Genomic DNA, 23596 nt, shown 5'->3' on the forward strand with positions numbered 1-23596 from the left:
CGCCGGCGCAGCAGCGGCGCCCTTGGCGGGCGGCGTCTGCGACCAAGCTGCGCTCGACGCGAGCAACGATACGGTCCCTGCGAAAATCAGACCTGCCGCAATGCGCATGGTGTGTTCCCTGCTGATCGCGCTCCAGGTAGCGGCTTTGCCGCGACCGGGCCGCTTTCGCCCCCAACCGATCGTACCCTAGTCGCAGTCGCGACGCCAAGGCAATGAACGTGGCGGGCGCGTGTCCAAAATCCTCGTCGGATCAGTTAATTCCGGGGATTATCGTGGCTTCTCAGGCCGCCGCCAATGCCCGTGCGATCCCGGTCTTGATGCGGGTGTCGTCGGGCGTGACCGACTCAGGGAAGACATCCGCGATGTAGCCGTCGCGGCCGATCAGGTATTTGTGAAAGTTCCAGCGCGGCACGTCCTTCGGCCGTGCCGCCGCGGCCCAGCGGTAAAACGGATGCGCGCTCGTGCCGCGGACCACCGCTTTCGCCGCGATCGGGAAGGTGACGCCATATTGATGCTGCGCGGTCTCGGCGATCTCGGTCCGGCCGCCGGGCTCCTGGCCGCCGAAATCATTGGAGGGCACGCCGATGATGACGAAGCCGCGATCGCGGAACTCGGTCCACAATTGTTGCAGGCCGGCATATTGCGGCGTGAAGCCACAGAGCGACGCCGTGTTCACGATCATCAGGGGACGGCCGGCATAGTCGGCAAGGCGGATGTCGCCGCCGTCGAGTGCCGGGAATGAGAAGGCGTAGGCGGTGATCCGGCTCATCGCGGGCTGCTCGGCATGCAGCGCACGGGATCCTGCGGCCGCGGCCAAGGCCGCCACGATCAGTGTCCTGCGGTCCATCATGGTCTCGTCCCCGGAACAGATGCGGCTCGCATCATAATCCAGCGGGCAGGCGCAGGCTTTCAAGAAGGCGTTATAGCGGGTAGCCCGGATGGAGCGCAGCGCAATCCGCGTCCGCACTCTCCGCGGACAGACTGTCCCGGATTTCGCTGCGCTCCATCCGGGCTACGATCACATCAGCGCAGCGGCAGGATGAAGTCGGTGCCTTCGCCGGTCTCGCCCTGGTTGACGCCGAGGTCGGAGACGATGATCGATCCGCCGGTGCCGAGCGCTTCGTTGATCCGCGCCATCACGTCAGCCGGAATCGCGATGCGGTCGAGCGCTTCGGCCGGGCTGTTGGTCGCCGGTTGCGGCTTCATCTCGACCGGCGCTGCGGCCGCCACCTTGCGACGATGCGAGGTGCGGTCCTCGACGTCGATGCGGGTGGCGTTGCGGGTCGGCAGCGTCACCACCGACCAGCGCAGCAGGTTGGTATCTGATTTGTCGGCCTCCGCGGTGAACACATGCGTGCCGAGCGGCCGGTCGCTGGCGGCGATCGTCACCGGCACCTCGAACAACGGCGCAAAGTTCTGCCGCACATAGAGCTTGGAATCCTTGCGGCTGATGAACACCGCGATCTGGCCGGCGCGCTTCGACACGTCGATCCTGGCGATGCCCGGCAACCGTGCCGGATCCTTGGCTACATCCTTGTTGGCGTCGGGCGCGTCGGCCGCGGTTGCTGCCTCGGCGGGCGTGTCGGCGGCCTTTACGCCATCCACCGCCTTGGCGGCGTCGTTGGCCGCATCGGGCTTCGACGCGTCGACCTTGGGCGCCTCGGCGACGCCGGGCTTGGCGGTATCCGCTTTCGGTTCGTCGGCCTTGGCTTCGGCCTTCACCGGGTCGTTCGCGGAGACCTCCGACTTCGGCGTGTCGGTGCTGCCGGTGGTTTCGCTGGCCGACTTGTCGTCGGTGGCGACGCTGCCGTTGCCGGCGGAATTGGTCTCGGCCGGCTTGTCGGCCGCGGCGATCCCGGGCTTTGTCGGCTGTGACGGATCGGCTGCAAGCTTGTCGGCGATGGGATCGCTCGCGGCGGAGGACGCATCGGACATCGTCACCGACGCGCTCGCCGCGCTGGCGTCGGCGGTGTGGGTGTTGTCGCGCAGCGACGCGGCGGCGGCATGGCCGACGCTGCTGCGCAAATCTAGCCCGGTCTGCGGCTTGTCCGCGCCCTTGTCGCTCTTCACGCCGAGCGGCGCATCCATCTTCAGAATCTCGTCGGCCACCGGCTGCTGCGGCGCGACCCTCTGCGTCACCAGCAACGGATGCGAGAAATTCTCCGGTGAGATCGCACCCGGCGTCACGAACACGCGGGCGCCCATCCGCGTCCAATTGTACATCTTGACCGCAAACGACATCGGCATGCGGATGCAGCCGTGGGAGGCCGGATAGCCGGGCAGCACACCTGCGTGCATGGCGATGCCCGACCAGGTGATGCGCTGCATGTACGGCATCGGCGCGCCGCTGTAGATGTTGGACTGATGGTACTTCTGCTTCTGGATGACGCTGAAGACACCCATCGGGGTCGAATGCCCCTTCATGCCTGTCGACACCGGGCTCTCGGCGTAGAGGCCGTTGGCGTCGTAGATCCTGACCCGTTGCTGGTCGATCGAGACCGAGATGATCAAGGGACCCTGCGGCTTGCCGCCGGCCTCCTTCACGATCGCCGGAGTCTTCTTGGCGAGATTGCGCTTCGGCTTCGGCCGAACCGGCTGCGGCATCGGCTCGACATCGCCGTAATAGGTGGAGTCGCGGTTCCAGTAGAACAGCGCCGCATCGGCCTGCGAGGAGGCGGCCACGGTGCCGGCCGCCGTCAGAACTGCAAACTGCCAGAACCGCCCACTCGCAGAATCAAAAATCGAAATCCGACGTCCGCTTGCGCGCATATTCCGAATCCCAGTCCAAGCTATCTGTTGGTTGTCGCAGACGCGGTACGCGTTCACCAGCGCAAGCGATCTAACCCTTCCGTGAGGGGCCAAGTTTCGACGAAAGAGTAACAAAAAAGCCTCACAAGAGGTTAAAGCGCCCTGCGCGATCACCGAACTGTCAGCGCCTTCCTGTGCGGCGTTTGCGCACTACATAGGCGGGACCTACCCCGCGGAGACCTCAATGACATCGAGAACTGTGAGCTTGTGTGACGTGCGACTGCTGTCTCGATGGGGGTGCGCGGCGCTGCTGATGTTGCTCACCTCATTGGCGACCCTGGGGCAGGCAACGCCTGCGGCGGCGGCCGACGAGCCGGACCTGATCTTCCGCCGCTCGACGGTGTTCAAATGGGTGAGCCCCAACGACAAGCTCGCGACCTATGGCGTCGACGACCCCGAGGTCGAGGGCGTTGCCTGTCACTTCACGGTGCCGGAGAAGGGCGGCTTCAAGGGCTGGCTCGGCCTTGCCGAGGAAGTCTCTGATATCTCGCTGGCTTGCCGGCAGATCGGGCCGATCCGCTTCAAGAACAAGCTCGGCCAGGGCGACGACATGTTCCGGCAGCGCCGGTCGCTGTTCTTCAAGAAGATGCAGATCGTGCGCGGCTGCGACGCCAAGCGCAACGTGCTGGTCTACATGGTCTATTCGGACAAGCTGATCGAAGGCTCGCCGAAGAACTCGACGTCGTCGGTGCCGATCATGCCATGGGGAGCGGCCGATGCCACCGCCGTGCAGAAGTGCGGCGAGTTCATTCAGTAGGAAGAGCAAGGGCTTGGCCCCGATGGTTCAAGCAGCTGGCGAGCTAGCGCTTGGTTTGCCCGAGCTGCTTCGTGCCAATGCTGAGGCCCGGCTTGAGCTTCGAGTCGCGGCAGCCGACGAGGCGGACCAGCTTCTGCGGCGCGCACTCATTGTCGCCCATCACATAAGCGCCCTGCTGCGGCATCGCGGCCGTCATCTGTTGCTGCTCGCCGGATTTGCGGGCCGCGGATTCATTGCCAACACCGATGTTGCCATTGCCCACGACGGACATCCTTCGTTGGATTGATCTCAACAACCGTTGGATCGGGATCACGACAACGTGCCACCGCGGAGTTGGTTGCACGGCGTCCACATGAGTCGGCCGAACCGTCGCCCGGTTCATTCCGCCCTTGCTGGACTGCTTTCTGTCTCAGCAGAGGAAAGTTAAGAAAGCGCGGTAGCGCACTCAATTTGCAGGCATAATCGAGCCATCCACAGCCAAGCCGTTGAATGTGCGAAATCTTGAGCAGGCTGCCTACCGCGCAGCGGCCATTGAAAGCATTGGGATTTTCCGCTGAATGTTTCGTGGACCGCCGGCCGACGAAACAATTCTCATCCCGACGAAACCATTTTCAGCTTGTTCCGCAGAACTCCCGAAACGGCAGATCGTTATCAAACCGTCAACACAACGGCGCCGGGCGCCGACCCGAAATGACGGAGACTGTCAGATGCGGACCATGAGCCTGATCCTCGCCTTCGCTTTCGTGATGGCCGGTTCGTCAATGGCTGGCACCCCGGACACCGGTTTGCCCGGCATCGGCACCTTCTCCTATAACGGCTCGCCGGTCGTCACCGCGGCCCCGATGGTGGTCGCGCAGGCCAACTGATCGCGACGCGAAAAACAGAAACGCCGGTAAAGGCTCCCCATGTTGCTCCGAATCTGTTCCGCCGCGATGCTCGCATCGCTCGCCTTGATCGGCCCTTTGGCGGGTTCCGCGCAGGCTCAATCCCAGCTTCCCCTCGAGTCGATGCAGATCCGGTCGCTGTACCGGGTGCCTGAGCCGCGCGACGAATTCGTGCGCCAGTGCGCGCCGCATATGCTGGGCCGCTGGGCCCATCCCGAGGCGGTTTGCGGTTGCCTGCACGATCACGCGGCTGCGACGGTGGACGATCCCGATCTCCGCCAGGCGCTGCTGCGCGGGATCAGCGAGACCGGCGTGCCGACCATCGAGACCGATTGGGTGCCGCCGTCGAAGCAGGGCGAGATCGGCCCGACCTTCACCAAGATCGCCAAGCCGACGCTGCAATGCATGTTCGAGCCGATCTCGAACTGAGCAGGGCGTCAACGCAGCGATGAAGCAAGCGCCTCGCGACAGCGGGGCGTTTATTTTTTGGCGAGGCGCGGCACGCAGCTGCGAGTGCGCACCACGCCGTTCTCGCTCAGCTTGGAACCGACGACCTGCTTGATCTGCCCGGCGGGGCACGAGCCATCATCGACGAAGACACGCTGACCGACCCTGAGGTCGACGATGTCACCCTCGCGCATGAAGGACTGCTCTGCGGCGGCGGAGTGAACCATCGCGCCAAGTGCTGCGATGCCGACCAGCGCGACCAGTCCCCTGCGCAACATCGCGGCCTCCTTCACTTGTTCTGGATCTTGAGCCCGTCGGGGCCGACATTGATCTGCAGGCCTTCGGGTTGCTTCTTCGCCTGGTAAAGATTGTAACCGAGCATGCCTGCGATCACGACCAGCGCGCCGATCACGAGATACAGGACGTTGCGATTGGGCATCCGGTATCTCCTTAAGCGGACACTGACTCAACGACTCAACGCGGGCGACCTTAGTCAGGTGATTGCGATTCTCCTAGAGCGCGGTCTCGCGGATGCCTTGTGGGATATCTTGCGCGTCGCGCGCAGTGCGGTCAGCGTTGTCTTCGCCAGTTGTTCCGCCGCTGCGACGAGTTGCGGAACCGGATGACCGGAGAATCCCAGGACGAAGCCGGGCAGTGGCTGCGCGCGATAATAGGTCTCGGCGAGCAGCCAGCCGCCGACGCCCGCGGCTGCCTTCGCCTGCGCGGCAACCAGCGGATCAGTCGCGGGATCGAGCCGCGCCACGAGATGCAGGCCCTGCGACGGCACGGGAACCGTGAGCTCGCCCTCGGATGCAGTGGCAAGTGTCGAGGCGAGCACATCGCGCGCCTCGCGATAGAGTTTTCGCGACTTGCGCAGATTGGCGGCGAAGGCGCCGGAGTTCAGCATGTCGGCGACCGCGCCTTCCATCAATGTGCCGGGAAAACGGTCGAGCGCGGCGCGTGCTTCAGTCACCGGGCCGATCAAGGCCTCGGGCAGGGCGCAGTAACCGATCCGTAGTCCCGGAAACAGCGTCTTCGCAAACGTGCCCATGTAGATCACGCGGCGCAGATGATCGATGCCGGCGAGCGACAGCAGCGGAGCGCCGTCGTAGCGGAACTCGCTGTCGTAATCGTCCTCGAACACGAACGCGCCGGCATCTCTTGCCCAGTCGAGCAGCTCGAGCCGGCGCGGCATCGACATCTGCACGCCGAGCGGGAACTGGTGTGACGGCGTGACGTAGGCGGCGCGCGCCGCGGGAGCGGATACGCGCCCCTTGTCGATGCGCATGCCGGAAGCGTCGACCGGTACCGACACCGGCCGATAGCCGCAATGCTCGATCGCACGCCGCGCCGCCGGATAGCCGGGGTCCTCGCACCAGACCTGGTCGCCGGGCTTGAGGATCGCCCCGAGCACGATGCGCAGCGCATGCAGCGTGCCCGAGGCCAGCATGATCTGGTCGGGATCGCAGCGCAGCCCGCGCGCCGACAGCAGATGGTCGGCGATTGCGGCGCGCAACTCGCTGCTGCCGCGGGGATCGCCGTAATGCAGGTGCTCGGAGCCGAAGGCGCGCAGCCTGCGGCCGGCAAAGGCGCGGAAGCGCTGCAGCGCGCGCTCATCGATATGGGTGCAGCCGAGCGACAGCGCATCGTGCTGCGGCGGCTCGATCGCGATCTTCGCACGTCGCGACGTACCGGACTGCGCGGGAATGCGCGCGGCGACGAACGTGCCGGAGCCGGTGGTCGCCACCGCAAAGCCGTCGGCGATCAGCCGCTCATAGGCCGTGGTGACGGCATTGCGGCGGAAGCCGGTCTGCCTGGCGAGCGCGCGCGACGGCGGCAGCGGCTCGCCCGGCTTGACGAGGCCGCCGACGATGGTGTGGCACAGCGCCTGATAGAGCCGCTGCTGCGAGGCCGCGCCGGCCGTGACATGCGGGCCGGTGAGGTCGAGCGGCAGCTCCGGCTTGCGCGCCGCGGGCTTACGGGAATTGGTCGGAATTTTTCGCATGGAATTGGCACTATCGCAGACCAAATCACCCGCTACAACTCTGGACAGATTCCAGATTTCGCGAGGCCAACTGTGACCGAAGGCGCATCCGCTCCGTCCTACCCCGAGTCGTCCTACCCCAAGTCATCCTACCCAATGTCGTCCCGCAACCGGGTCAAGCGCCGCCATGACCGCGGCTTCTACGACCACGCCACCGTGCACAAGATCCTGGATGCCTCGATGCTGTGCCACGTCTCCTACGTGATCGACGGTCAGCCCTATTGCACGCCGACCTTCTTCTGGCGCGAGGGCACCAAGCTCTACTGGCACGGCTCGAGCGCGAGCCGGATGCTGGAGAACCAGTCGGAAGGGCAGCGGGTGTGCCTGACGGTCGCCCATCTCGACAGCCTGGTGCTGGCGCGCTGCGGCTTCAACCATTCGGCCGACTATCGCGCCGTGATGGCGTTCGGGTCGGCCTATCTCGTCACCGATCCCGCAGAGAAAGAGCGGGCGATCGTTGCGATGGTCGACCGCTTCTTTCCCGAGCGCACCGCGAGCCTGCGCGCCAGCAACAAGCAGGAGATCAAGGCGACCTCGTTCATCGCGATGGAGATCGAGGAGGCCTCGGCGAAGGTGCGCGCCAAGGGCGTCGCCGACGACGATGAGGATTACGAGTTGCCGATCTATGCCGAGCGTATTCCGGTGCGCACCGTGCTCGGCGCGCCCGAGCCGTGCCCGCGGTTGCTCGACGGCGTGACGCGGCCGACAACGCTCGATGGCTATTCGGAAGGCCGCCTGCTCGAAGATGCATTGCGGGATGCCTATTTTGCGCAATACCCGGCGGAGTGAAATCAGGTTACGCTGCGGCTCCCACCTTTTCTGATGTCCCCATGGAGCTGCCGCATGACTGCCGAGACGCAACACCGAATCCTTAGCGCCGTTGACGAGGGATTCGATGCGCAGCTTGCGACGACGCAGGCCTTTGTCGCGATCCCCTCGACCCGCGGCGCCGAGGGGCCGTGCCAGGACATGATCGGCGACCTGCTGCGCGAGCGCGGCTATGAGGTCGACGACTGGCACATCAATCTCGACGAGCTCCGGGATCTGCGCGGCTTCGGCCCGATCGAGCATGATTTTTCCAAGGCGCGCACGGTGGTGGGCACCTACCGCCCCGCGACCAATGCCGGCAAATCGCTGATCCTGCAGGGCCACTGCGATGTGGTGCCGATCGGTCCGCTGGAGATGTGGGAGACGCCGCCGTTCTCGCCTGTGATCAAGGACGGCAGGATGTATGGCCGCGGCGCCTGCGACATGAAGTCCGGCACTATCGCCGCGCTCTATGCGCTGGATGCGATCAAGAAGGCCGGCCTGAAGCCGACGGCGCGGATCCACTTCCAGTCCGTGATCGAGGAGGAGAGCACCGGTGTCGGGGCGCTCTCGACCTTGCAGCGCGGCTATCGCGCCGATGCTTGCTTCATCCCGGAGCCGACCAACGGCAAGATGATCCGCTCGCAGGTCGGCGTGATCTGGTTCCGGCTGAAGGTGCGCGGTTTCCCGGTGCACGTGTTCGAGGCCGGCGCCGGCTCGAACGCGATCATGGCGGCGTATCATCTGGTGCATGCGGTGGAGAAGCTCGAGGTCGCCTGGAACGAGCGCGCCAAGGCTGACCGCCACTTCAAGGACGTCAATCATCCGATCAATTTCAACCCGGGCATCATCAAGGGCGGCGACTGGGCCTCCAGCGTGCCGGCCTGGTGCGATGTCGACTGCCGCATCGCGGTGCTGCCGGGTTGGTCGATCGCCGAGTGCCAGAAGGAGATCCTGGCCTGCGTTGCGGCCGCGGCGCGCGACCATCGTTTCCTCTCCAACAATCCGCCGCAGGTGGAATGGTCGGGCTTCCTGTCGGAAGGCTACGAACTGGTGAACTCCGAGGCCCCGGAAGCCGCGTTCGCCAAGGCACATCACGCAGTCTATGGCGGTGCGGTGGAAGACCGCGCCTTCACCGCGCTGACCGACACGCGCTTCTACGGCTTGAACTACGACATCCCAAGCCTCTGCTTCGGCGCCAGCGGCGCGGCGATGCATGGCTTCAACGAATATGTCGATCTGGACTCGCTGCGGCAGTCGACCAAGGCCATTGCGCTGTTCATCGCGGAATGGTGCGGGGTGGAGAAGGCGTAGCCCTTTTGTGTCACGGGCTCGGCGCGCTATCGCTCCGCTTGCCGGGGAGGGCTCGGGCGAGGGGCAGTCAGATGCTTTAAGTTTAAAATAAAGGCTGGGCGAACAGCCCCGCCGGTGGCAAAATGGCGTCCGATCGACTGCGAATCTTCGGGGGAGCCACGATGCGCGATTGGGATGATGCCTACGCCAATTCGGCCCACGTGCCGGGATCAGATGAGCTGCCGGCGCGGTGGGCGGAACGGGCAGCGGCCTACCGCGCCAGACTTAAATCGTTCAAGTCGGATATCGCCTATGGATCGGGAGAGCGGCAGCGTCTCGACCTGATCCTGCCGGACGGCGACAGCAAAGGTCTCGTCGTCTTCGTGCATGGCGGTTACTGGATGCGCTTCGATAAATCGTCATGGACCGACCTCGCCGAGGGCGCGCGAAGCCACGGCTGGACGGTGGCGCTGCCAAGCTACACGCTGACGCCGGCCGCGCGCATCTCAGACATCACGGCCGAGATCGCGGTCGCGATTGCCTCGGCTGCCTCCGAGGTTTCCGGGCCTATTCGATTGGCCGGCCATTCCGCAGGCGGCCATCTCGTTACGCGCGTGCTGTGCGACGATAGCCGTCTCGAACCTGAGGTCTACGACAGAATCGTGGCGACACTGTCGATCAGCGGTCTGCACGACCTGCGACCGCTCCTGAAGACCGTGATGAACGAGACGCTCCGGATGAACATGGGCGAGGCAGCGCTCGAAAGCGCCGCCTTGCATCTGCCACGGGGCAAGTCGCCGCTCACCACCTGGGTCGGTGGCAGCGAGCGACCCGAGTTTATCCGTCAGGCAGAACTGATGGCCAACATCTGGACCGGATTCGACGTGCCCACGCACCTCGTCGTCGACCCCGGGCATAACCATTTTACTGTTGTCGATGGGCTGAAGGATCCATCCTCTGCCATCACGAGGCGCCTCCTGGGCCTTGCTTGAGGCGGGGATCGATCGAGAGGATGTGTCATGAGCAGCAACGACTACGATCCCGCGGTCGAGGGCGCCGAGACCGATTTCGCCCGGAAAATGTCGTATAGCGACTATCTGCAACTCGATGCGCTGCTCGGCGCCCAGCACCCGATTTCGGACGCGCATGACGAGATGCTCTTCATCATCCAGCATCAAACCTCCGAACTGTGGATGCGGCTCGCCATCCACGAGCTCCGCGCCGCCCGTCATGCCATCGCCCGCGAAGAGGTGTCGCCGGCGATGAAGATGCTCGCGCGTGTCTCCCGCATCTTCGAGCAGTTGAACAACGCCTGGGACGTGCTGCGTACCATGACGCCCAGCGAATATACCCATTTCCGCTCGCGGCTCGGACAATCCTCGGGCCTCCAGTCGTATCAATACCGGCTGATCGAGTATCTGCTCGGCAATCGCAATGGCGCGATGTTGAAACCGCACGCGCATGATCCCGAGGTGACGGCCTTGCTCAAGACCGAGCTTGCGACGCCGAGCCTTTATGACGAGGTGCTCCGGCTTGCCGATCGCAAGGGGCTCACCATGCCCGCCACCGTCCTGTCACGCGACGTTCACGAGACCCATCACTTCGACGAGGGCGTGATGCAAGCCTGGCGCCGCGTCTACGAAGCTCCCGAAGCCAATTGGACGCTCTACGAGCTCGCCGAGAAGCTGGTCGACTTCGAGGATTATTTTCGCCGCTGGCGCTTCAATCACGTGACGACGGTGGAGCGCGTCATCGGCTTCAAGCGCGGCACCGGCGGTACCGGTGGGGTCAGCTATCTCAAGCGGATGCTCGAGGTCGAGCTGTTTCCCGAACTGTGGCGTGTCCGCACCGTTCTCTAGGCGAGGAGTCATGATCGAAGCGAAATCGCAGCTGCGCGTCTACGACGACACCAAGGCGATGTTTCATCTGCCCGCGGATGTCATCTATCTTGACGGCAACTCGCTTGGTGCGCTGCCACTGGGCGTTGCCGAACGCGTTGCGCAGGTCATCACGGCCGAGTGGGGCGACGAGCTCATTCGCGCCTGGAACAGCGCCGGCTGGTATGTGCAGCCGCGCCGCGTGGGCGACCGCATCGCTCGCCTGATCGGCGCCGCGGCCGGCACGGTGATGATTGGCGACACGCTGTCGCTCAAAGTCTATCAGGCGCTTGCGGCCGCGCTCGAGATGAACCGGGAGCGCAAGGTCGTTCTGTCCGATACCGGTAATTTCCCGACCGATCTCTATATGGCGGAAGGGCTGATCGCCACGCTCGGGCGCGGCCATCAATTGCGGCTGGCGGCCCCGGAGGAGGTCGAGCCATCGCTGTCGGACGACATTGCGGTGCTCTATTTGACGGAGGTCGACTACCGCACCGGCCGTCGCCACGACATGCGGACCCTGACCGCGAAGGCGCATGCACTCGGCATCGTCACGGTTTGGGATCTCGCGCATTCGGCCGGCGCGCTGCCTGTCGATCTTGCCGGCGTCGGCGCCGATTTCGCCGCCGGCTGCACCTATAAATATCTCAACGCGGGTCCCGGCGCGCCGGCCTTCCTCTACGTCGCGCCGCGGCATGCCGATCAGGCGCGCGCCGCGTTATCGGGCTGGATGGGGCACGCCAAGCCGTTCGCCTTCGATCTCCGTTACCAACCTGCCGGTGGCGTCGAGCGCATGCGTGTCGGCACACCGCCGGTGCTGGCGATGGCCGCGCTGGAAGCATCGCTCGACATCTGGGATCGTGTCGATATGGGCGAAGTCCGCGCACGCTCACTCGCGCTCGGCGACTTGTTAATAGCTGAGATCGCGCGACGCTGTCCCTCGCTGATGCTGGTAACGCCACGGGCGCATGCGCAGCGCGGGTCGCAAGTGTCCTTCGCCTTCGCCGGCGGATATGCCGCCATGCAGGCGCTGATTGCCCGCGGCGTGATTGGTGACTTCCGGGCGCCTGATATCATGCGGTTCGGGATCACGCCGCTCTATATCGGCGAAGCCGAGGTGCTGAGGGCCGCCGAGATCATTGAGGAGGTGATCAATGGCGAGGTGTGGCGCCGGCCAGAATATCAGGTCGTGAATGCGGTGACGTGAGCAACGGGCGTTATCCCGAAGCCTCATAATGACTGCGGCGAGCAATCATAGGTGCCGCGCCCACAACGCATTGACGATCGCATCGAGCCCATCGGTCAGCGCGGCGGGGCCGGGCTGCAAGATGATCGGCGACTTGATCTCGACGATGCGATCGTTGCGGACAGCCGGAATGTCGCTCCAGCCGTCGCGGGCCCTGATGCGGTCGGTCACGACCTTCTTGCCGCACCAGGATGCCAGGATCACGTCGGGCATCGCTTCGCGCACGGCATCAGGCGTGACGATGCGATCCCTGGCGGCCTTGTGCGCGCGCAGATGCGGCAGCGCGTCCTCGCCGCCGGCGATCTCGATCAATTCGGACACCCAGCCGATGCCGCTGATCAGTGGATCGTCCCATTCCTCGAAATAGACTTTTGGCCGCGGCGCCGGACGCGGCGTTGCGGCGATCGCGGCCAGCCGTTGTTCGAGGCCTTGCGCGAGCCGTTCAGCGCGATCGGCAGCGCCGACTATCGCACCGAGGCTGCGGATCATCGCAAGGATGCCGGCGACATCGCGCTGATTGAAGACATGGACGGCGACACCGGCGCGGACGAGATCGGCGACGATGTCGGCCTGCAGATCGGAGAAGGCGAGCACCAGATCGGGATCGAGCGCCAGGATCTTTGGAATGTCGGCGGAGATGAATGCCGACACCCGCGGCTTCTCGCGGCGGACCTGCGGCGGCCGCACGGCATAGCCGGAGACGCCGACGATGCGGTCCTGCTCGCCGAGCAGATAGAGCGTCTCGACCGTCTCCTCGGTCAGGCAGACGATCCGGCGGGGAGGGAAGTCACGCATCGCAGACGGTATGCAGACTCGCCAAGGATTGTCACGGCGCCATGACGTCATCCGCTTGATTACCTCGGAGGTCATTGCCCGGCCCGGTCAGGCAATCCATCATGCCGGCACCAACCTCAAAGAAGCCCGCGCAAGCCAGGGAGTGCCCATGACGCCGCTCGAAAAGATCCAGTCGATGAAGATGCCGTTTGCGGAACTGAAGGGCGTCACCTTCACCGAGGCCGGCCAGGATCGCGTGGTCGCGAAGATGGTGGTTCGGCCGGACCTTTGTACCCTGCGGAACACGATCCACGGCGGCGCGGTGATGGCCCTTGCGGACTCGGTCGGTGCCGCCGCGACCGTGATCAACCTGCCTGAGGACGCCAAGGGCACCACGACGCTGGAGAGCAAGACCAACTTCATCGGCGGTGCCAAGGAAGGGAGCACCGTGATCGCCACGGCGACGCCGGTTCACCGGGGCCGGCGCACCCAGGTCTGGCAGACCCGGCTGGAAACCGAGGACGGGAAACTGGTTGCCGTCGTCACCCAAACCCAGCTGGTATTATAATGGGGTGATGATGTGATTTTCCGATCACATCATTGTTTACTTAAATGAATCTGAGTACTTGAATTATATGGTGCGGCGCACAATATAGGGTCGGTTAGGGAGTCGACGCCTCCTCGAGGGCTACCAAGAGGAGTTATGAAATGAACAACGATTCCATCAGTTCGACATCTGCCCGGGGCACCGTGCGGACGTTGAGCCAGCAGGAGGAGCTTCCCCTGCTGCGCGATCATCTGTTGAGACTGGATCGAACCAGCCGTCATGATCGTTTTCATGGCTTCATCGACGACAGCTTCATCCGCCGCTATGCCGAGCGCTGCGCCAACGACGGCACGGTCATCATCGCCTATTTCGAGGATGGCGTGGTCCGCGGCGCCGCCGAGCTGCATCCGCCGGAACAGTCGCCGGATGCGCAGCCCGAGATCGCCTTCAGCGTCGAGCGGTCGGCGCGGCGCAAGGGCGTTGGCAGCACGTTGTTCCGCAAGCTGATCGCCGAGGCGCATGCCAAGGGCTACGGCAGCCTGCGCATCACCACCGGCGCGCAGAACGACGCGATGCGTGCGCTCGCCACCAAGTTCGGTGCGCAGCTGACCTTCCGTCATGGTGAGTCCACCGGCAGCATCGACCTGACCGAGCAGCACCAGGCCGAACAGGTGCCGGCCGCGGCTTCGCCGCCGATCGCTCCGGTGACGCCGATCGCGGCCGCGCGCGCGATCGTCGACATGAACCGCGCCTATTGGCGAATGGTGATGCAGATGTCCGGCTGGGGCCGGGCAGCCTGAGCTCAAGAACTCACCTCAAAGACAAAAAGGGCAATCCGCTCAGCGGATTGCCCTTTTTCTTTAAGTAGCTGGATGTCGTTGTTCAGGTGCCGGTGCGCTTGTCGGTGGCGAAGCGGCGAACCACGCGGCGCTCGACCACGACGGAACGCTGCGCCCCCTGTTCGCCGGCGATCACGCGCGTTGCCGTACCGGTGCGGGCGCTGACGCGCGCGGTCTTCTTCACCTCGGCCAGCACCTCGTCATAGGGCAGGCCCATCAAGGACGATGCGATCTCGGCCTGAGCCTCCACGTCATCGGTGATGCCAATGGCTGCGAAGATAGCCTCCTCCAGCGTCGGCGGATCATGCCGCACGCGCCTTGTGCCATACTTGGTGTTCCAGTCTCCGCTCATCGCCGCCTCATCTTTGAATCGCGGGAGATACGTAAGGTCCCCAATGTTGCATTGCAATATGAATATGAGATGGCAATCCAGCCATGCAGCTAGAGTCTCTCAATCTTGTGAGCGTCGTAAAGTTCGATGGTGGTCGCGGCGGCCGCCAGAGATTGCAGGGAGCGGACGAAGTCGTGCGACGCGGGGACCGCGAAATGCGCCGCCAGCGCGGCGCGGTCGGCCCATTGCTCGAAAAACACCAGCTTGAGCGGATTCTCGCAGTCGACATGAACCGCATGCGAGATGCAGCCGGGCTCGGTGCGCGAGCGATGGACATGCTCGAGGCTCAATCGCCGCACCTCGTCGAAAGAGTCGGGACGGGCGGTGACGCTGCCGGTGACGACGATCATGATCTCCCCCAGTTGGTTAGTTACGGGGCAGCTTCTGGCCCTGACACACCATTCGGCTGCTGGGGCCAGCGCTTCAGCGCGGCACGACCGGCATCGGTCAGTACATAGATGCCGCGCTCGGCGCGATCGAACCAGCCGTAGACATTATGCTGCAGGATCTTGCCGGCGTCGGGGCATTCGGCCCGCAGGTCCTTGACGCGCCGGGGCCCATCCGAGAGCGCACACGCGCAGGCCAGCGCCTGCTGCCGGTAGGCCGTCATGATCGGCGCGCGCGTCGATCCGCCCATGGCGGGATCGCCCTTGCGCTTCTGATGCTCCGTGATCAGGCGCGAGCGCTTCTTCGGATTGCGGCGCGGTGCCGCGGTCGGCGGCGGCACCAGCACCTCGACGTCGCCGCGGTCGGTGACACCGAGCATGCCGAAGCCGAGCCGCCGGCACAGATTGCGATAGCGCGCGTCGCTCTCGCGGCCCTTGCCGCGGGCCGAGACCTTGGCCGCGATCCACACGTCGTCGGCGGCGCCGGCGCGGTCGACCGCCTGCAGGATCAGTTCGAGATTGAAGGCGAGCTTGAGCTCGCCGATCACGACGACCGGCGGATCATCGCTGCTCAGCGCCACCAGGTCGCAGCCGCCGATCTCGCCCTTCACCGTGAAGCCGAGCTTTTCGAGGAAGCGTTTGACGGGCAGATAAAGCGCGGTTTCCAACGGGCAGGCTCCGGCGGCATCCGGCCGCGACTCGGTGCGCCAGCATAGCGCGGAATTGCCCCCATCGAGGCGGATCGAATTTGCCCAATGCGGGGCCAAGCGGTTATGTTGGGCCGGGGACAACGGCGCGACCATTTGCATGATCCGGAACGGGCTCTATCACATCACCGTCGAATTTCTCGACGGCGTCTCTGGCGGCAACCAGGGCGTCATGGTGCTGCGCGACGGCCAGATGCGCGGCGGCGACTCGTTCTTCTACGCCTATGGCAGCTACACCGCGGTTGATGGCAAGTGGAAGGGCGAGGTGACCAACGAGGAGCATTCGCCGACCTATGGCGAACGTCCGGTCTGGGAACGCAAGGTGGTGACCATCGGCTTCACCGGCACCTATACCGACGAGACCGCCGAGGGCAACGGCATGGCACTCGCCGGCAAGCAAAGCATCCGCTTCCGGTCGAAGCTGCGGCTCCTGGTTGCAGACTAAACCCGCCCGTTGACCGGCAGCAGCGCGCCGGTGACGGCGCTCGCGGCGTCGCTGGCGAGGAACAGGATCACCTCGGCGAGTTCCTTCGGCGTCACCCATTTGGAGATATCGGCCTTCGGCATCGCGGCGCGATTGGCGGCGGTGTCGATGATCGAGGGCAGCACCGCGTTGACCGTGACCTTGCCCTTCAGTTCGGCGGCGAGCGACTCGGTGAGGCGGTGCACGCCGGCCTTCGAGGCAGCATAGGGGCCCATGCCGGAGGCGGCCTGCAAGGCGCCGAGTGCGCCGATATTGATGATGCGTCCGGCGCCCGATTTCGTGAGGTGCGGGATCGCGGCGCGCGATGTGTTGAAAGCGGTCATCACATTCATCGCATACATGCGCTGCCAGGTCACGGGATCGCCGTCGCTGACCGCCTCGAAGGTGAAGCCGCCGGCAATGTTGATCAGTGCGTCGAGCCGGCCGAAATGCGCCGCCGCCTTGTCGATCGCAGCTGTCGCATGCGTGATGTCGGTGAGGTCGACGCCGCCGAGCTCGATACGGTCGGCCGTTGCCGCGAACTGCGAGGCCGCATGATCAATGCCGGCGACGCGCGCGCCGCGCGCCAGGGCTTCTTCGGCGACCACCTTGCCAAGCGCGCCAAGGGCGCCGGTGATGACGATGACTTTTCCGTTCATGGCGGTCTCCGTATCAGCAACAGGCTGCCACCCACTATGATCAGGCGGATTTCATTTGCAATGCCGCCGATTTCATCTCCTACTGCGCGCATTCATCAGTTCATTCGCCTCAAGGATGTTTGCGATGCCGACACCAAGGCCGTGCGAAACCCATCCCGAGCTCGTCAAGTTCAGTTACGGATTGCCGCATCTTGCGCAGGCGCTCGCGCGCGAACGCAAGGTCAAGATCGTTGCCCTCGGATCATCATCGACCGCGGGAGCCGATAGAGTTCTCCCATTTCCGCCGCGGCTGGAGATCCTATGGCGAAGCCAGAAGCAGTCCTTCGGCCGGATGATCGATATCGTCAACCGGGGGATCGGCGGGCAAGAGGCGCCGGAAGAGTTCTCGCGCATCGAGTCCGATGTCATCGCTGAAGCACCGGTGATGGTGATTTGGCAGGTCGGCACCAACGCCGTGTACAGGAACTACAACTTCGATCAGGTGCAAGCGACATTCGAGGCAGGACTAGATGTGCTTGCCGCGCTGCCGTTGGACGTCGTTGTGATGGATTCGCAGTACACCCAGGCCATCATCGGCACGCCAGACGTGGTCAAGCTCGCCAACCAGTTCATGCCGATGATCGCCGACGTCGCTGCAAGCAGGAAAGTCAACCTGTTTCGCCGCTTTGCACTGATGAAGCAATGGGTCGATGCCGGAATTCCGCTCTCCGAACTCGATGACGGTGCGCAGGAGCATCTCCATACGAGCGAGTGGGCGACCGATTGCGTCACTCAAGCATTGCTTGGTGCGATCAACGATGCAGTGGCACGCAGCGCAAATTCGTCGTCTTGACTACGTAAGACTACGGGGGAAGGCCAGTTGGATAAAATTGGCGGCAGTTCTGTAAGTCGTTTGCAGAACCCTTTCCGTAGAAGCGGAACTCCAGCCACGGTAGGGGTTTTTGCAATGGGAAATCTTCCGGATCACGGTTTACCGCTCGTTCAGCTTAAGGAACAGCGGCGCGATCTCGTCGTAGCACTACAGAATCGCAAGGGGCCGGTGGGCAGTTGGGAATTGATGCAGATCGCGGCGATCCAGCAGGCCATCTCGGCCTTCGAGGACGTGATCGCCGATCTCGACGCAGAGCTCGAGCTCGAGGCCGCTGCGGCCTGAACGAACGGATCAGGCCTGCAGATAGCGGCCTTCAAGCGCCTTGCGCTCGGCCGGGCCGAGCCCGAGGCCCTCGCGGAAATATCCGTCGAGGCCGCCATAGTCGGCATCGATCGCCGCGAACGACGCTTCCAGAAACGCCGCACGTACGGTGCCGAGCACCTGCTTGACGTCATCGGGCAGCTCGGTGCTGTGGGCCGGATCGCGCTTGTAGTACCGGTTGGTCAGGAGATAGTCGTCCGCGATCACCTGATCGGACACGCCGAGCGCGTGCAGGATCAGCGCGCAGGCAAAGCCAGTGCGATCCTTGCCCGCGGTGCAGTGGATCACCAGCGGCGCGCGGTCTTCAAGCAGATGGGCAAACAGGGTGCGATAGCGCGGCGTGTTGTCCTGCACGTAGCCGCGATAGGAGTCCCGCATCACGTCGATCGCGTCGGCTTCCGAGAGCTGACGGTCGCTGGCGATTTCACGCAGCGCGGCCACCACCGTCGGCTCGACCGGGAGCGAATGCACGGTCACGTCGCTCATGCCGCACAGCGCCTCGGCGCGCTCGGCGACGCCGCGGAAATCGAATGCGCTTCTGACCCCGAGGCCGCGCACCACGGCGACGTCCTGCTCGGTGAGATGCGCCAGATGGTTGGAGCGGAAGATCTGCCGCCAGCGCACCGTCCGGCCGTCACGCGTCTGGTAGCCGCCGAGGTCGCGAAAATTGCTGGCGCCGGCGAGGTTGAGGTGACGGGCAGGGGCTTCTGACATCGGCGGGCCTGTTGCAGCTGATAAGGTCTTGGCGCAGGAGTATCGGCGCAGACAGGTCTATAACCGGCCTCTCGGGGGGAGAATATGACTTATCGCAGGGGCGCCATTCTCATCGGCGCAATTCTTTTCGAGGTTTTTGGTTCCTCGGCGGCACGGGCGCAGTCCGCCTTCCGGAATTATCGCTGTGCCGACGGCACGCAGTTCATTGCGGCGTTCTTCAATGGTGACACGCGCGCGCATCTGCAACTCGACGGCAAGGCGGTGACGTTGACGAAGCGGCTGTCGCTGACCGGCACGCGTTACAAAGGCAGCGGCGTCACGCTCGAGATCTCGCGGGCTGGGCTGACCAGGCTGCGGCATGCGAAGCGGCCGGTGACGGCCTGTGAGCTGGCATGAAAAAAGGGCCGAAACGCTTCGTTCCGACCCTCTCTTACTGTTCTGCCGTTGTCTGACGTTTGTGCGTCACGCCTCTTCGCCCGATCGACATCAGTGATCGCGGCTCGGCTTGGCGTCGTCGATAGCGGCCTGGTGGTACCAGCTCTCGCTGCATGCCGAGGTCTCGACTTCAGCGGCAAGATCGCGCGCCGTCCGCGCTTCGCCATAGCGGCGCCCGCCGAGAGCCGCGCGGCCCCCTGCCGGGAATTGATAGATCGTTGCCGATCCCTGATTTTGGCCCGTGGTGATCATGTCAAAGTCTCCTTTGGCCGGTGCGAGCCTCCATGGTGCGCCCGACTCATTCGTGTGCGGTTACCGTGCTTTCAACATCGGTCCGGGCCTGGCAGGGTGCAAGTGACCAAGAAATAGTCATGCTTTGTATAATTAGTAGGCAAATCTGGGTTTGCTTCCTGTGAGGCAGGGGGCGGCTGATCAACGCTTGGGCCGAGGCAATGGTTGCCAGGCACCCGATGTTTGGACACGGACTGTCACATGACGCTGCCGCGGCATTAATCGGCGGATGGTGCCGTAGTCGAATTTGCTGCAGAAACGGGCGGCGGAGGGGGCGGAGAGAAGATTTTGGCTGACGGCGGCGCATGCCAGCCGCGCTGCTTTGTCGCAGCTAAAAATGCGATGTGCGCTGTGGACATCCGCAGGCTCGGCGGTGCCGCAGTGCAGCGACTGGCATTTTAATTGCTTAGTAAGAGCCGGCCGATGGTGGCCGGGTACGCGTGCGGCGGCCGACTGGCTTTCGGTTCCTCACGGTTTTGCATCATCAACAGAGAGGTTCAATGACCAAGTACAAGCTGGAGTATATCTGGCTCGACGGATATACGCCGACGCCGAGCCTGCGCGGTAAGACGCAGATCAAGGAATTCGCGTCGTTCCCGACCCTCGAACAGCTTCCGCTGTGGGGCTTTGACGGTTCGTCCACCCAGCAGGCTGAAGGCCACAGCTCTGACTGCGTGCTGAAGCCGGTCGCCTGCTATCCCGACGCCGCGCGCGAGAACGGCGTGCTGGTGATGTGCGAAGTCATGATGCCCGATGGCAAGACGCCGCACGTGTCCAACAAGCGCGCCACCATCCTGGATGACGACGGCGCCTGGTTCGGCTTCGAGCAGGAATACTTCTTCTACAAGGACGGCCGTCCGCTCGGCTTCCCGGGCGAGGGCTATCCGGCTCCGCAGGGCCCGTACTACACCGGCGTCGGCTACAAGAACGTCGGCAGCGTCGCCCGCAAGATCGTGGAAGAGCATCTCAATCTCTGCCTCGCCGCCGGCATCAACCACGAAGGCATCAACGCCGAAGTGGCGAAGGGCCAGTGGGAATTCCAGATCTTCGGCAAGGGCTCCAAGACTGCTGCCGACCAGATGTGGATGGCTCGCTACCTGATGCTGCGCCTCACCGAGAGCTACGGCATCGATATCGAATTCCACTGCAAGCCGCTCGGCGACACCGACTGGAACGGCTCGGGCATGCACGCCAACTTCTCGACCAAGTACATGCGCGAAGTCGGCGGCAAGGAGTACTTCGAGAAGCTGATGGGCGCCTTCGAGAAGAACCTGATGGACCACATCGCCGTCTACGGCCCGGACAACGACAAGCGTCTGACCGGCAAGCACGAGACCGCGCCGTGGAACAAGTTCAGCTATGGCGTGGCTGACCGTGGTGCGTCGATCCGCGTGCCGCACTCCTTCGTCAACAATGGCTACAAGGGTTATCTGGAAGACCGCCGCCCGAACTCCCAAGGCGACCCCTACCAGATCGCTTCGCAGATCCTGAAGACGATCTCCGAGGTCCCGACCGGCGCCAAGGCTGCAGCTTAGGTGGCTGCAGCTTAGGTGGCTGCAGCTTAAGTGGCTGCGGCTTAAGCAGCTTCCGGAGCCGGATGGAGCCATCCGGTACCGCAATCGGGTCCGCCAGGGCGACTGCCTTGGCGGACCCTTGCTTTTTAACCAAAGTGTTTGCGGGCAGCTTGCCGCCGAAAGCGGTTTCGCTGCGTTATGAACCGCGCTAGATAACGATTGCATCTTGGCTGCCGGGGACACGGCGCTTGTTTGAAGGGTTTTACAAGGTCCGGTTCGAACTGGGCGGCGCCGTCGGCCGCAGCGTGATGTATGTCGGCGACGGCAAGATGCTGGGCGGCAACTCGGCCTTCGCCCATATCGGCACCTACGAAAAACGCGGTGACGAGGTTGCGGTCGAGATCCAGACCGTCCGCCACAACCCTGATCCGAACTACCGCGCGATGGCCGGCACCGATGACGCGACGCTCATTGCAAAGGGGGCGCCCGATGGCGAGCTCTATCGTTTTAGGGGCGAGCTGAAGGAATTGCCCGGCGTGCCGTTCCAGTCGGTGATGACGCCGATCACCGAGGACGAAGTCCCGATCGCCGGCGGCGTCGGCGAGGGCGGCATCGTCGACGGGCTCTATTCGATCGACATCCGCGTGCTCGACGGGGTCGACGGCGGCCTCACCGGCGTGATGCTGCTGAACAACGGCCGCATCCTCGGCGGCGATGCGTTCTTCTACTATCTCGGCACCTACACCTCCGAGAAGGGCCGCTGGAAGGGCCAGATCCTCAACCAGGAGCACACCTCGGCGATGGGCGAGAACCCGATCTTCGGCGGCCATGAGGTCGGTATCGGCTTCGCCGGCACCTGCGATGCGGAGGGCGCCGTGCTCGAAGCGACTGCACTTGCCGGCAAGCGCAGCCTCCGTCTGACCGCAGCGCTCAAGCTGATGCGACGGGCGTAAGCGGGATGGACCATTCGGTTCGGGTGCTCTCGACGCTGGCGCTGAAGGGCGCGGTCGCGCGCCTCGCCGCGGCCTACCACGCGGCAAGCGGCGTTGCGATCGATGCCGATTTTGCGCCGACGCTGGCGTTGCTCGAACGCCTGCGCGAGGGCGAAGTCGCCGATGTCGTGATCCTGACCCGCGAAGGCCTCGACGAGATGGTCGGCGAGGTGCGCGTTGCGCGGGACAGTGCAGTCAATCTCGCGCGCTCCTATGTCGGCGTCGCGGTGAAGGCGGGGGCTGCGCATCCCGACATCGCGAGCGAAGCCGCATTGCGTGAGGCTTTGCTCGGGGCGCGGGCAGTGGCCTATTCGCGGCTCGGCGCCAGCGGCATCCTGTTCGCGCAGCTGATCGCGCGTCTCGGCATCGCGGAGGCGATCAACGCGCGCGCGGTGATCATTCCCATGGGTTTCACCGCGGAAAAGCTCGTTACCGGCGAGGCTGACCTTGCGATCCAGCAGATCAGCGAGTTGAAGCAGGTCGACGGCATCGAGGTGGTTGGACCAATTCCCCTCAATTTGCAGACGCCGGCGGTGTTCTCGGCAGGCCGCATGACGGCCTCGCAGCGCGCCGCGGCCGCCGAGCATCTGCTGCGCTATCTGTGGTCACCTGAGGTCGCGCCGGTGCTGCGTGAGACCGGACTCGAGCCTTGAATTTGCCTGCACCGCGACGCAACCTGCCGCCCATGTCCAAATCTCTCCAAGTCTTTGTCGTCATCGCAGCGCTGGCCGCGCCCGTGCTCGCCCACGCGCAATCGGCCGACCTCGTGCTGTGCGACCGGCTCGCCGCCGATCCCTCTGATCCCGACAAGCCGGCCGACGTGAAGGGCGTGCCCGAGATCGCGTCGGCGGATATCGCGACCGCGATCAAGTATTGCGCGGTGGCGGCAAAGTCGTCGCGTCGTGCGATGTATGAGCTCGGCCGCGCCTATGCCGCCAATCGGCAGACCGGAGAAGCCGCAAGTGCCTGGCGCAAGGCGGCCGACAAGGGCTCGACATCGGCGATGGTCGAGCTCGGCGTGCTCTATGGCAACGGCACCGGCGTCGCCAAAGACGAGGCGCAGGCGCGCAAATTGTTCGAGCGCGCGGCGCAGGCCGGCAATGCGCGCGGCGTCAGCAACCTTGCGGCGCTCGGCGGCAGCACGGCGTCCGATCCCGCACGTGCGCGCGAACTGCTCGCCAAATCCGCGGAGACCAATGCCGAAGCGCAGTACCAGCTCGGCATGATGCTGGCCGAAGGCAAGGGCGGCACGCAGGACGATGCCGGCGCGCGGGCGCTGTTCGAGAAGGCGGCAGCGCAGAACCATCCCGGTGCGCTGGAGCGGATGGGCGCGTTCGCGCAGGCCGGCCGCGGCGGACCGAAGGATAGCGATGCGGCCAAGGCCTATTACGAGCGCGCCGCCGCGCTCGGCGACGAGGATGCCAAGAAGGCGTTGGAACGGGCGCGCTGTCCGTACGTGATCAAGGACAAACGCGGCAACGCCGTGACCAACCTCTGCTTCTAGGAACGCTCGTGCGCGCACGTCGTTG

The 23596-nt window shown here is 64.4% G+C and carries 31 protein-coding genes; 18 read left to right on the top strand and 13 right to left on the bottom strand.

Annotation, left to right across the window (positions count from 1 at the left end):
* Positions 1 to 280 precede the first annotated feature (280 nt).
* Positions 281 to 850 carry a glutathione peroxidase gene (locus tag AC628_RS09870; RefSeq protein ID WP_074126726.1) on the bottom strand — a complete coding sequence of 190 codons (570 nt, stop codon included), beginning with the start codon at positions 848 to 850 and terminating at the stop codon, positions 281 to 283.
* 173 nt (positions 851 to 1023) lie between these two features.
* Complete coding sequence (locus tag AC628_RS09875) at positions 1024 to 2769, bottom strand: L,D-transpeptidase family protein (RefSeq protein WP_074126665.1); 1746 nt, start codon at positions 2767 to 2769, stop codon at positions 1024 to 1026.
* Between the two features lie 223 nt (positions 2770 to 2992).
* On the opposite strand from AC628_RS09875, the gene AC628_RS09880 reads away from it, so the two are divergent.
* Positions 2993 to 3565 carry a CreA family protein gene (locus AC628_RS09880; RefSeq protein WP_074126666.1) on the top strand — a complete coding sequence of 191 codons (573 nt, stop codon included), beginning with the start codon at positions 2993 to 2995 and terminating at the stop codon, positions 3563 to 3565.
* Between the two features lie 43 nt (positions 3566 to 3608).
* Here AC628_RS09880 and AC628_RS09885 read toward each other — a convergent pair whose 3' ends face one another.
* Positions 3609 to 3836 carry a hypothetical protein gene (locus AC628_RS09885; RefSeq protein WP_074126667.1) on the bottom strand — a complete coding sequence of 76 codons (228 nt, stop codon included), beginning with the start codon at positions 3834 to 3836 and terminating at the stop codon, positions 3609 to 3611.
* Positions 3837 to 4272: 436 nt separating this feature from the next.
* Here AC628_RS09885 and AC628_RS43845 point away from each other — a divergent pair, with 436 nt between their 5' ends.
* Both AC628_RS43845 and AC628_RS09890 read left to right on the top strand, forming a co-directional pair.
* Positions 4273 to 4431 (top strand): hypothetical protein, encoded by a 159-nt coding sequence (locus tag AC628_RS43845; RefSeq protein ID WP_168193342.1) that lies wholly within the window; start codon positions 4273 to 4275, stop codon positions 4429 to 4431.
* A gap of 39 nt (positions 4432 to 4470) precedes the next feature.
* Entirely contained in the window at positions 4471 to 4878 is a 408-nt protein-coding gene (locus AC628_RS09890; RefSeq protein ID WP_128971441.1) for a hypothetical protein, read from the top strand.
* A gap of 50 nt (positions 4879 to 4928) precedes the next feature.
* Here AC628_RS09890 and AC628_RS09895 read toward each other — a convergent pair whose 3' ends face one another.
* From AC628_RS09895 to pdxR, 3 genes are read right to left on the bottom strand one after another with little or no spacing between them, the layout of a single operon-like run.
* Positions 4929 to 5189 (bottom strand): DUF6719 family protein, encoded by a 261-nt coding sequence (locus tag AC628_RS09895; protein WP_083632750.1) that lies wholly within the window; start codon positions 5187 to 5189, stop codon positions 4929 to 4931.
* A complete protein-coding gene (locus AC628_RS43850) occupies positions 5186 to 5335 on the bottom strand; it encodes a hypothetical protein (RefSeq protein WP_021079695.1) in 150 nt (49 codons plus the stop codon). The genes AC628_RS09895 and AC628_RS43850 overlap by 4 nt, the downstream gene beginning before the upstream one ends.
* Positions 5336 to 5389: 54 nt before the next feature.
* Entirely contained in the window at positions 5390 to 6901 is a 1512-nt protein-coding gene (gene pdxR / locus AC628_RS09900; RefSeq protein ID WP_074126668.1) for a MocR-like pyridoxine biosynthesis transcription factor PdxR, read from the bottom strand.
* A 135-nt stretch (positions 6902 to 7036) separates the two neighbouring features.
* Between pdxR and AC628_RS09905 the strand changes: the two genes are divergently transcribed.
* The 5 genes from AC628_RS09905 to kynU all read left to right on the top strand — a co-directional run bounded on the left by AC628_RS09905 (position 7037) and on the right by kynU (position 12124).
* Positions 7037 to 7729, top strand: a complete 693-nt coding sequence (locus AC628_RS09905) for a pyridoxamine 5'-phosphate oxidase family protein (protein ID WP_074126669.1) — start codon at positions 7037 to 7039, stop codon at positions 7727 to 7729.
* Between the two features lie 54 nt (positions 7730 to 7783).
* Positions 7784 to 9061 (top strand): ArgE/DapE family deacylase, encoded by a 1278-nt coding sequence (locus AC628_RS09910; RefSeq protein WP_074126670.1) that lies wholly within the window; start codon positions 7784 to 7786, stop codon positions 9059 to 9061.
* A gap of 161 nt (positions 9062 to 9222) precedes the next feature.
* Complete coding sequence (locus tag AC628_RS09915; RefSeq protein WP_074126671.1) at positions 9223 to 10032, top strand: hormone-sensitive lipase; 810 nt, start codon at positions 9223 to 9225, stop codon at positions 10030 to 10032.
* A 27-nt stretch (positions 10033 to 10059) separates the two neighbouring features.
* Positions 10060 to 10899 carry a tryptophan 2,3-dioxygenase gene (gene kynA / locus AC628_RS09920; protein ID WP_074126672.1) on the top strand — a complete coding sequence of 280 codons (840 nt, stop codon included), beginning with the start codon at positions 10060 to 10062 and terminating at the stop codon, positions 10897 to 10899.
* Between the two features lie 10 nt (positions 10900 to 10909).
* Entirely contained in the window at positions 10910 to 12124 is a 1215-nt protein-coding gene (gene kynU, locus AC628_RS09925; RefSeq protein ID WP_074126673.1) for a kynureninase, read from the top strand.
* 45 nt (positions 12125 to 12169) lie between these two features.
* Here the strand turns inward: kynU and AC628_RS09930 are convergent, their stop codons facing one another.
* Positions 12170 to 12958, bottom strand: a complete 789-nt coding sequence (locus AC628_RS09930) for a cobalamin-binding protein (RefSeq protein WP_074126674.1) — start codon at positions 12956 to 12958, stop codon at positions 12170 to 12172.
* A gap of 148 nt (positions 12959 to 13106) precedes the next feature.
* On the opposite strand from AC628_RS09930, the gene AC628_RS09935 reads away from it, so the two are divergent.
* Together AC628_RS09935 and AC628_RS09940 are read left to right on the top strand one after the other, a co-directional pair.
* Positions 13107 to 13505 carry a PaaI family thioesterase gene (locus AC628_RS09935; RefSeq protein ID WP_074126728.1) on the top strand — a complete coding sequence of 133 codons (399 nt, stop codon included), beginning with the start codon at positions 13107 to 13109 and terminating at the stop codon, positions 13503 to 13505.
* Positions 13506 to 13645: 140 nt separating this feature from the next.
* Complete coding sequence (locus tag AC628_RS09940) at positions 13646 to 14284, top strand: GNAT family N-acetyltransferase (RefSeq protein ID WP_074126675.1); 639 nt, start codon at positions 13646 to 13648, stop codon at positions 14282 to 14284.
* An 82-nt stretch (positions 14285 to 14366) separates the two neighbouring features.
* Here AC628_RS09940 and AC628_RS09945 read toward each other — a convergent pair whose 3' ends face one another.
* The 3 genes from AC628_RS09945 to AC628_RS09955 form a co-directional block, all read right to left on the bottom strand.
* Positions 14367 to 14675, bottom strand: a complete 309-nt coding sequence (locus AC628_RS09945; RefSeq protein ID WP_024581534.1) for a hypothetical protein — start codon at positions 14673 to 14675, stop codon at positions 14367 to 14369.
* Between the two features lie 89 nt (positions 14676 to 14764).
* Complete coding sequence (locus tag AC628_RS09950) at positions 14765 to 15064, bottom strand: putative quinol monooxygenase (RefSeq protein WP_074126676.1); 300 nt, start codon at positions 15062 to 15064, stop codon at positions 14765 to 14767.
* 20 nt (positions 15065 to 15084) lie between these two features.
* Positions 15085 to 15768: a DUF2161 domain-containing phosphodiesterase gene (locus AC628_RS09955; protein WP_074126729.1), complete on the bottom strand. Its 684-nt coding sequence runs from the start codon at positions 15766 to 15768 to the stop codon at positions 15085 to 15087.
* A gap of 139 nt (positions 15769 to 15907) precedes the next feature.
* On the opposite strand from AC628_RS09955, the gene AC628_RS09960 reads away from it, so the two are divergent.
* Positions 15908 to 16252: a GrlR family regulatory protein gene (locus AC628_RS09960; protein WP_074126677.1), complete on the top strand. Its 345-nt coding sequence runs from the start codon at positions 15908 to 15910 to the stop codon at positions 16250 to 16252.
* Here AC628_RS09960 and fabG read toward each other — a convergent pair.
* On the bottom strand, positions 16249 to 16929 hold the full coding sequence (gene fabG / locus AC628_RS09965; protein ID WP_074126678.1) for a 3-oxoacyl-ACP reductase FabG: 681 nt from the start codon (positions 16927 to 16929) through the stop codon (positions 16249 to 16251). The genes AC628_RS09960 and fabG overlap by 4 nt on opposite strands.
* A gap of 124 nt (positions 16930 to 17053) precedes the next feature.
* Here fabG and AC628_RS09970 point away from each other — a divergent pair, with 124 nt between their 5' ends.
* Together AC628_RS09970 and AC628_RS09975 are read left to right on the top strand one after the other, a co-directional pair.
* Complete coding sequence (locus AC628_RS09970; protein ID WP_074126730.1) at positions 17054 to 17761, top strand: SGNH/GDSL hydrolase family protein; 708 nt, start codon at positions 17054 to 17056, stop codon at positions 17759 to 17761.
* A gap of 114 nt (positions 17762 to 17875) precedes the next feature.
* On the top strand, positions 17876 to 18082 hold the full coding sequence (locus AC628_RS09975; protein WP_035634033.1) for a hypothetical protein: 207 nt from the start codon (positions 17876 to 17878) through the stop codon (positions 18080 to 18082).
* Between the two features lie 9 nt (positions 18083 to 18091).
* Here the strand turns inward: AC628_RS09975 and AC628_RS09980 are convergent, their stop codons facing one another.
* Positions 18092 to 18835: a tyrosine-protein phosphatase gene (locus AC628_RS09980; protein WP_074126679.1), complete on the bottom strand. Its 744-nt coding sequence runs from the start codon at positions 18833 to 18835 to the stop codon at positions 18092 to 18094.
* An 84-nt stretch (positions 18836 to 18919) separates the two neighbouring features.
* Here AC628_RS09980 and AC628_RS09985 point away from each other — a divergent pair, with 84 nt between their 5' ends.
* Positions 18920 to 19231: an MliC family protein gene (locus AC628_RS09985; RefSeq protein ID WP_074126680.1), complete on the top strand. Its 312-nt coding sequence runs from the start codon at positions 18920 to 18922 to the stop codon at positions 19229 to 19231.
* Positions 19232 to 19321: 90 nt separating this feature from the next.
* Here the strand turns inward: AC628_RS09985 and AC628_RS09990 are convergent, their stop codons facing one another.
* A complete protein-coding gene (locus AC628_RS09990) occupies positions 19322 to 19522 on the bottom strand; it encodes a DUF2735 domain-containing protein (RefSeq protein ID WP_050425031.1) in 201 nt (66 codons plus the stop codon).
* A gap of 539 nt (positions 19523 to 20061) precedes the next feature.
* On the opposite strand from AC628_RS09990, the gene AC628_RS09995 reads away from it, so the two are divergent.
* The 4 genes from AC628_RS09995 to AC628_RS10010 all read left to right on the top strand — a co-directional run bounded on the left by AC628_RS09995 (position 20062) and on the right by AC628_RS10010 (position 23571).
* On the top strand, positions 20062 to 21096 hold the full coding sequence (locus AC628_RS09995; RefSeq protein ID WP_050425030.1) for a glutamine synthetase beta-grasp domain-containing protein: 1035 nt from the start codon (positions 20062 to 20064) through the stop codon (positions 21094 to 21096).
* A 227-nt stretch (positions 21097 to 21323) separates the two neighbouring features.
* Positions 21324 to 22028, top strand: coding sequence for a hypothetical protein (locus AC628_RS10000; RefSeq protein ID WP_074126681.1), 705 nt, complete (start codon positions 21324 to 21326; stop codon positions 22026 to 22028).
* A 5-nt stretch (positions 22029 to 22033) separates the two neighbouring features.
* Positions 22034 to 22720, top strand: coding sequence for a substrate-binding domain-containing protein (locus AC628_RS10005; protein WP_074126682.1), 687 nt, complete (start codon positions 22034 to 22036; stop codon positions 22718 to 22720).
* A 32-nt stretch (positions 22721 to 22752) separates the two neighbouring features.
* Entirely contained in the window at positions 22753 to 23571 is an 819-nt protein-coding gene (locus AC628_RS10010) for a tetratricopeptide repeat protein (protein WP_074126683.1), read from the top strand.
* Positions 23572 to 23596 lie beyond the last annotated feature (25 nt).

Source organism: Bradyrhizobium sp. NAS96.2, assembly GCF_001908235.1.
Classification (GTDB): domain Bacteria; phylum Pseudomonadota; class Alphaproteobacteria; order Rhizobiales; family Xanthobacteraceae; genus Bradyrhizobium.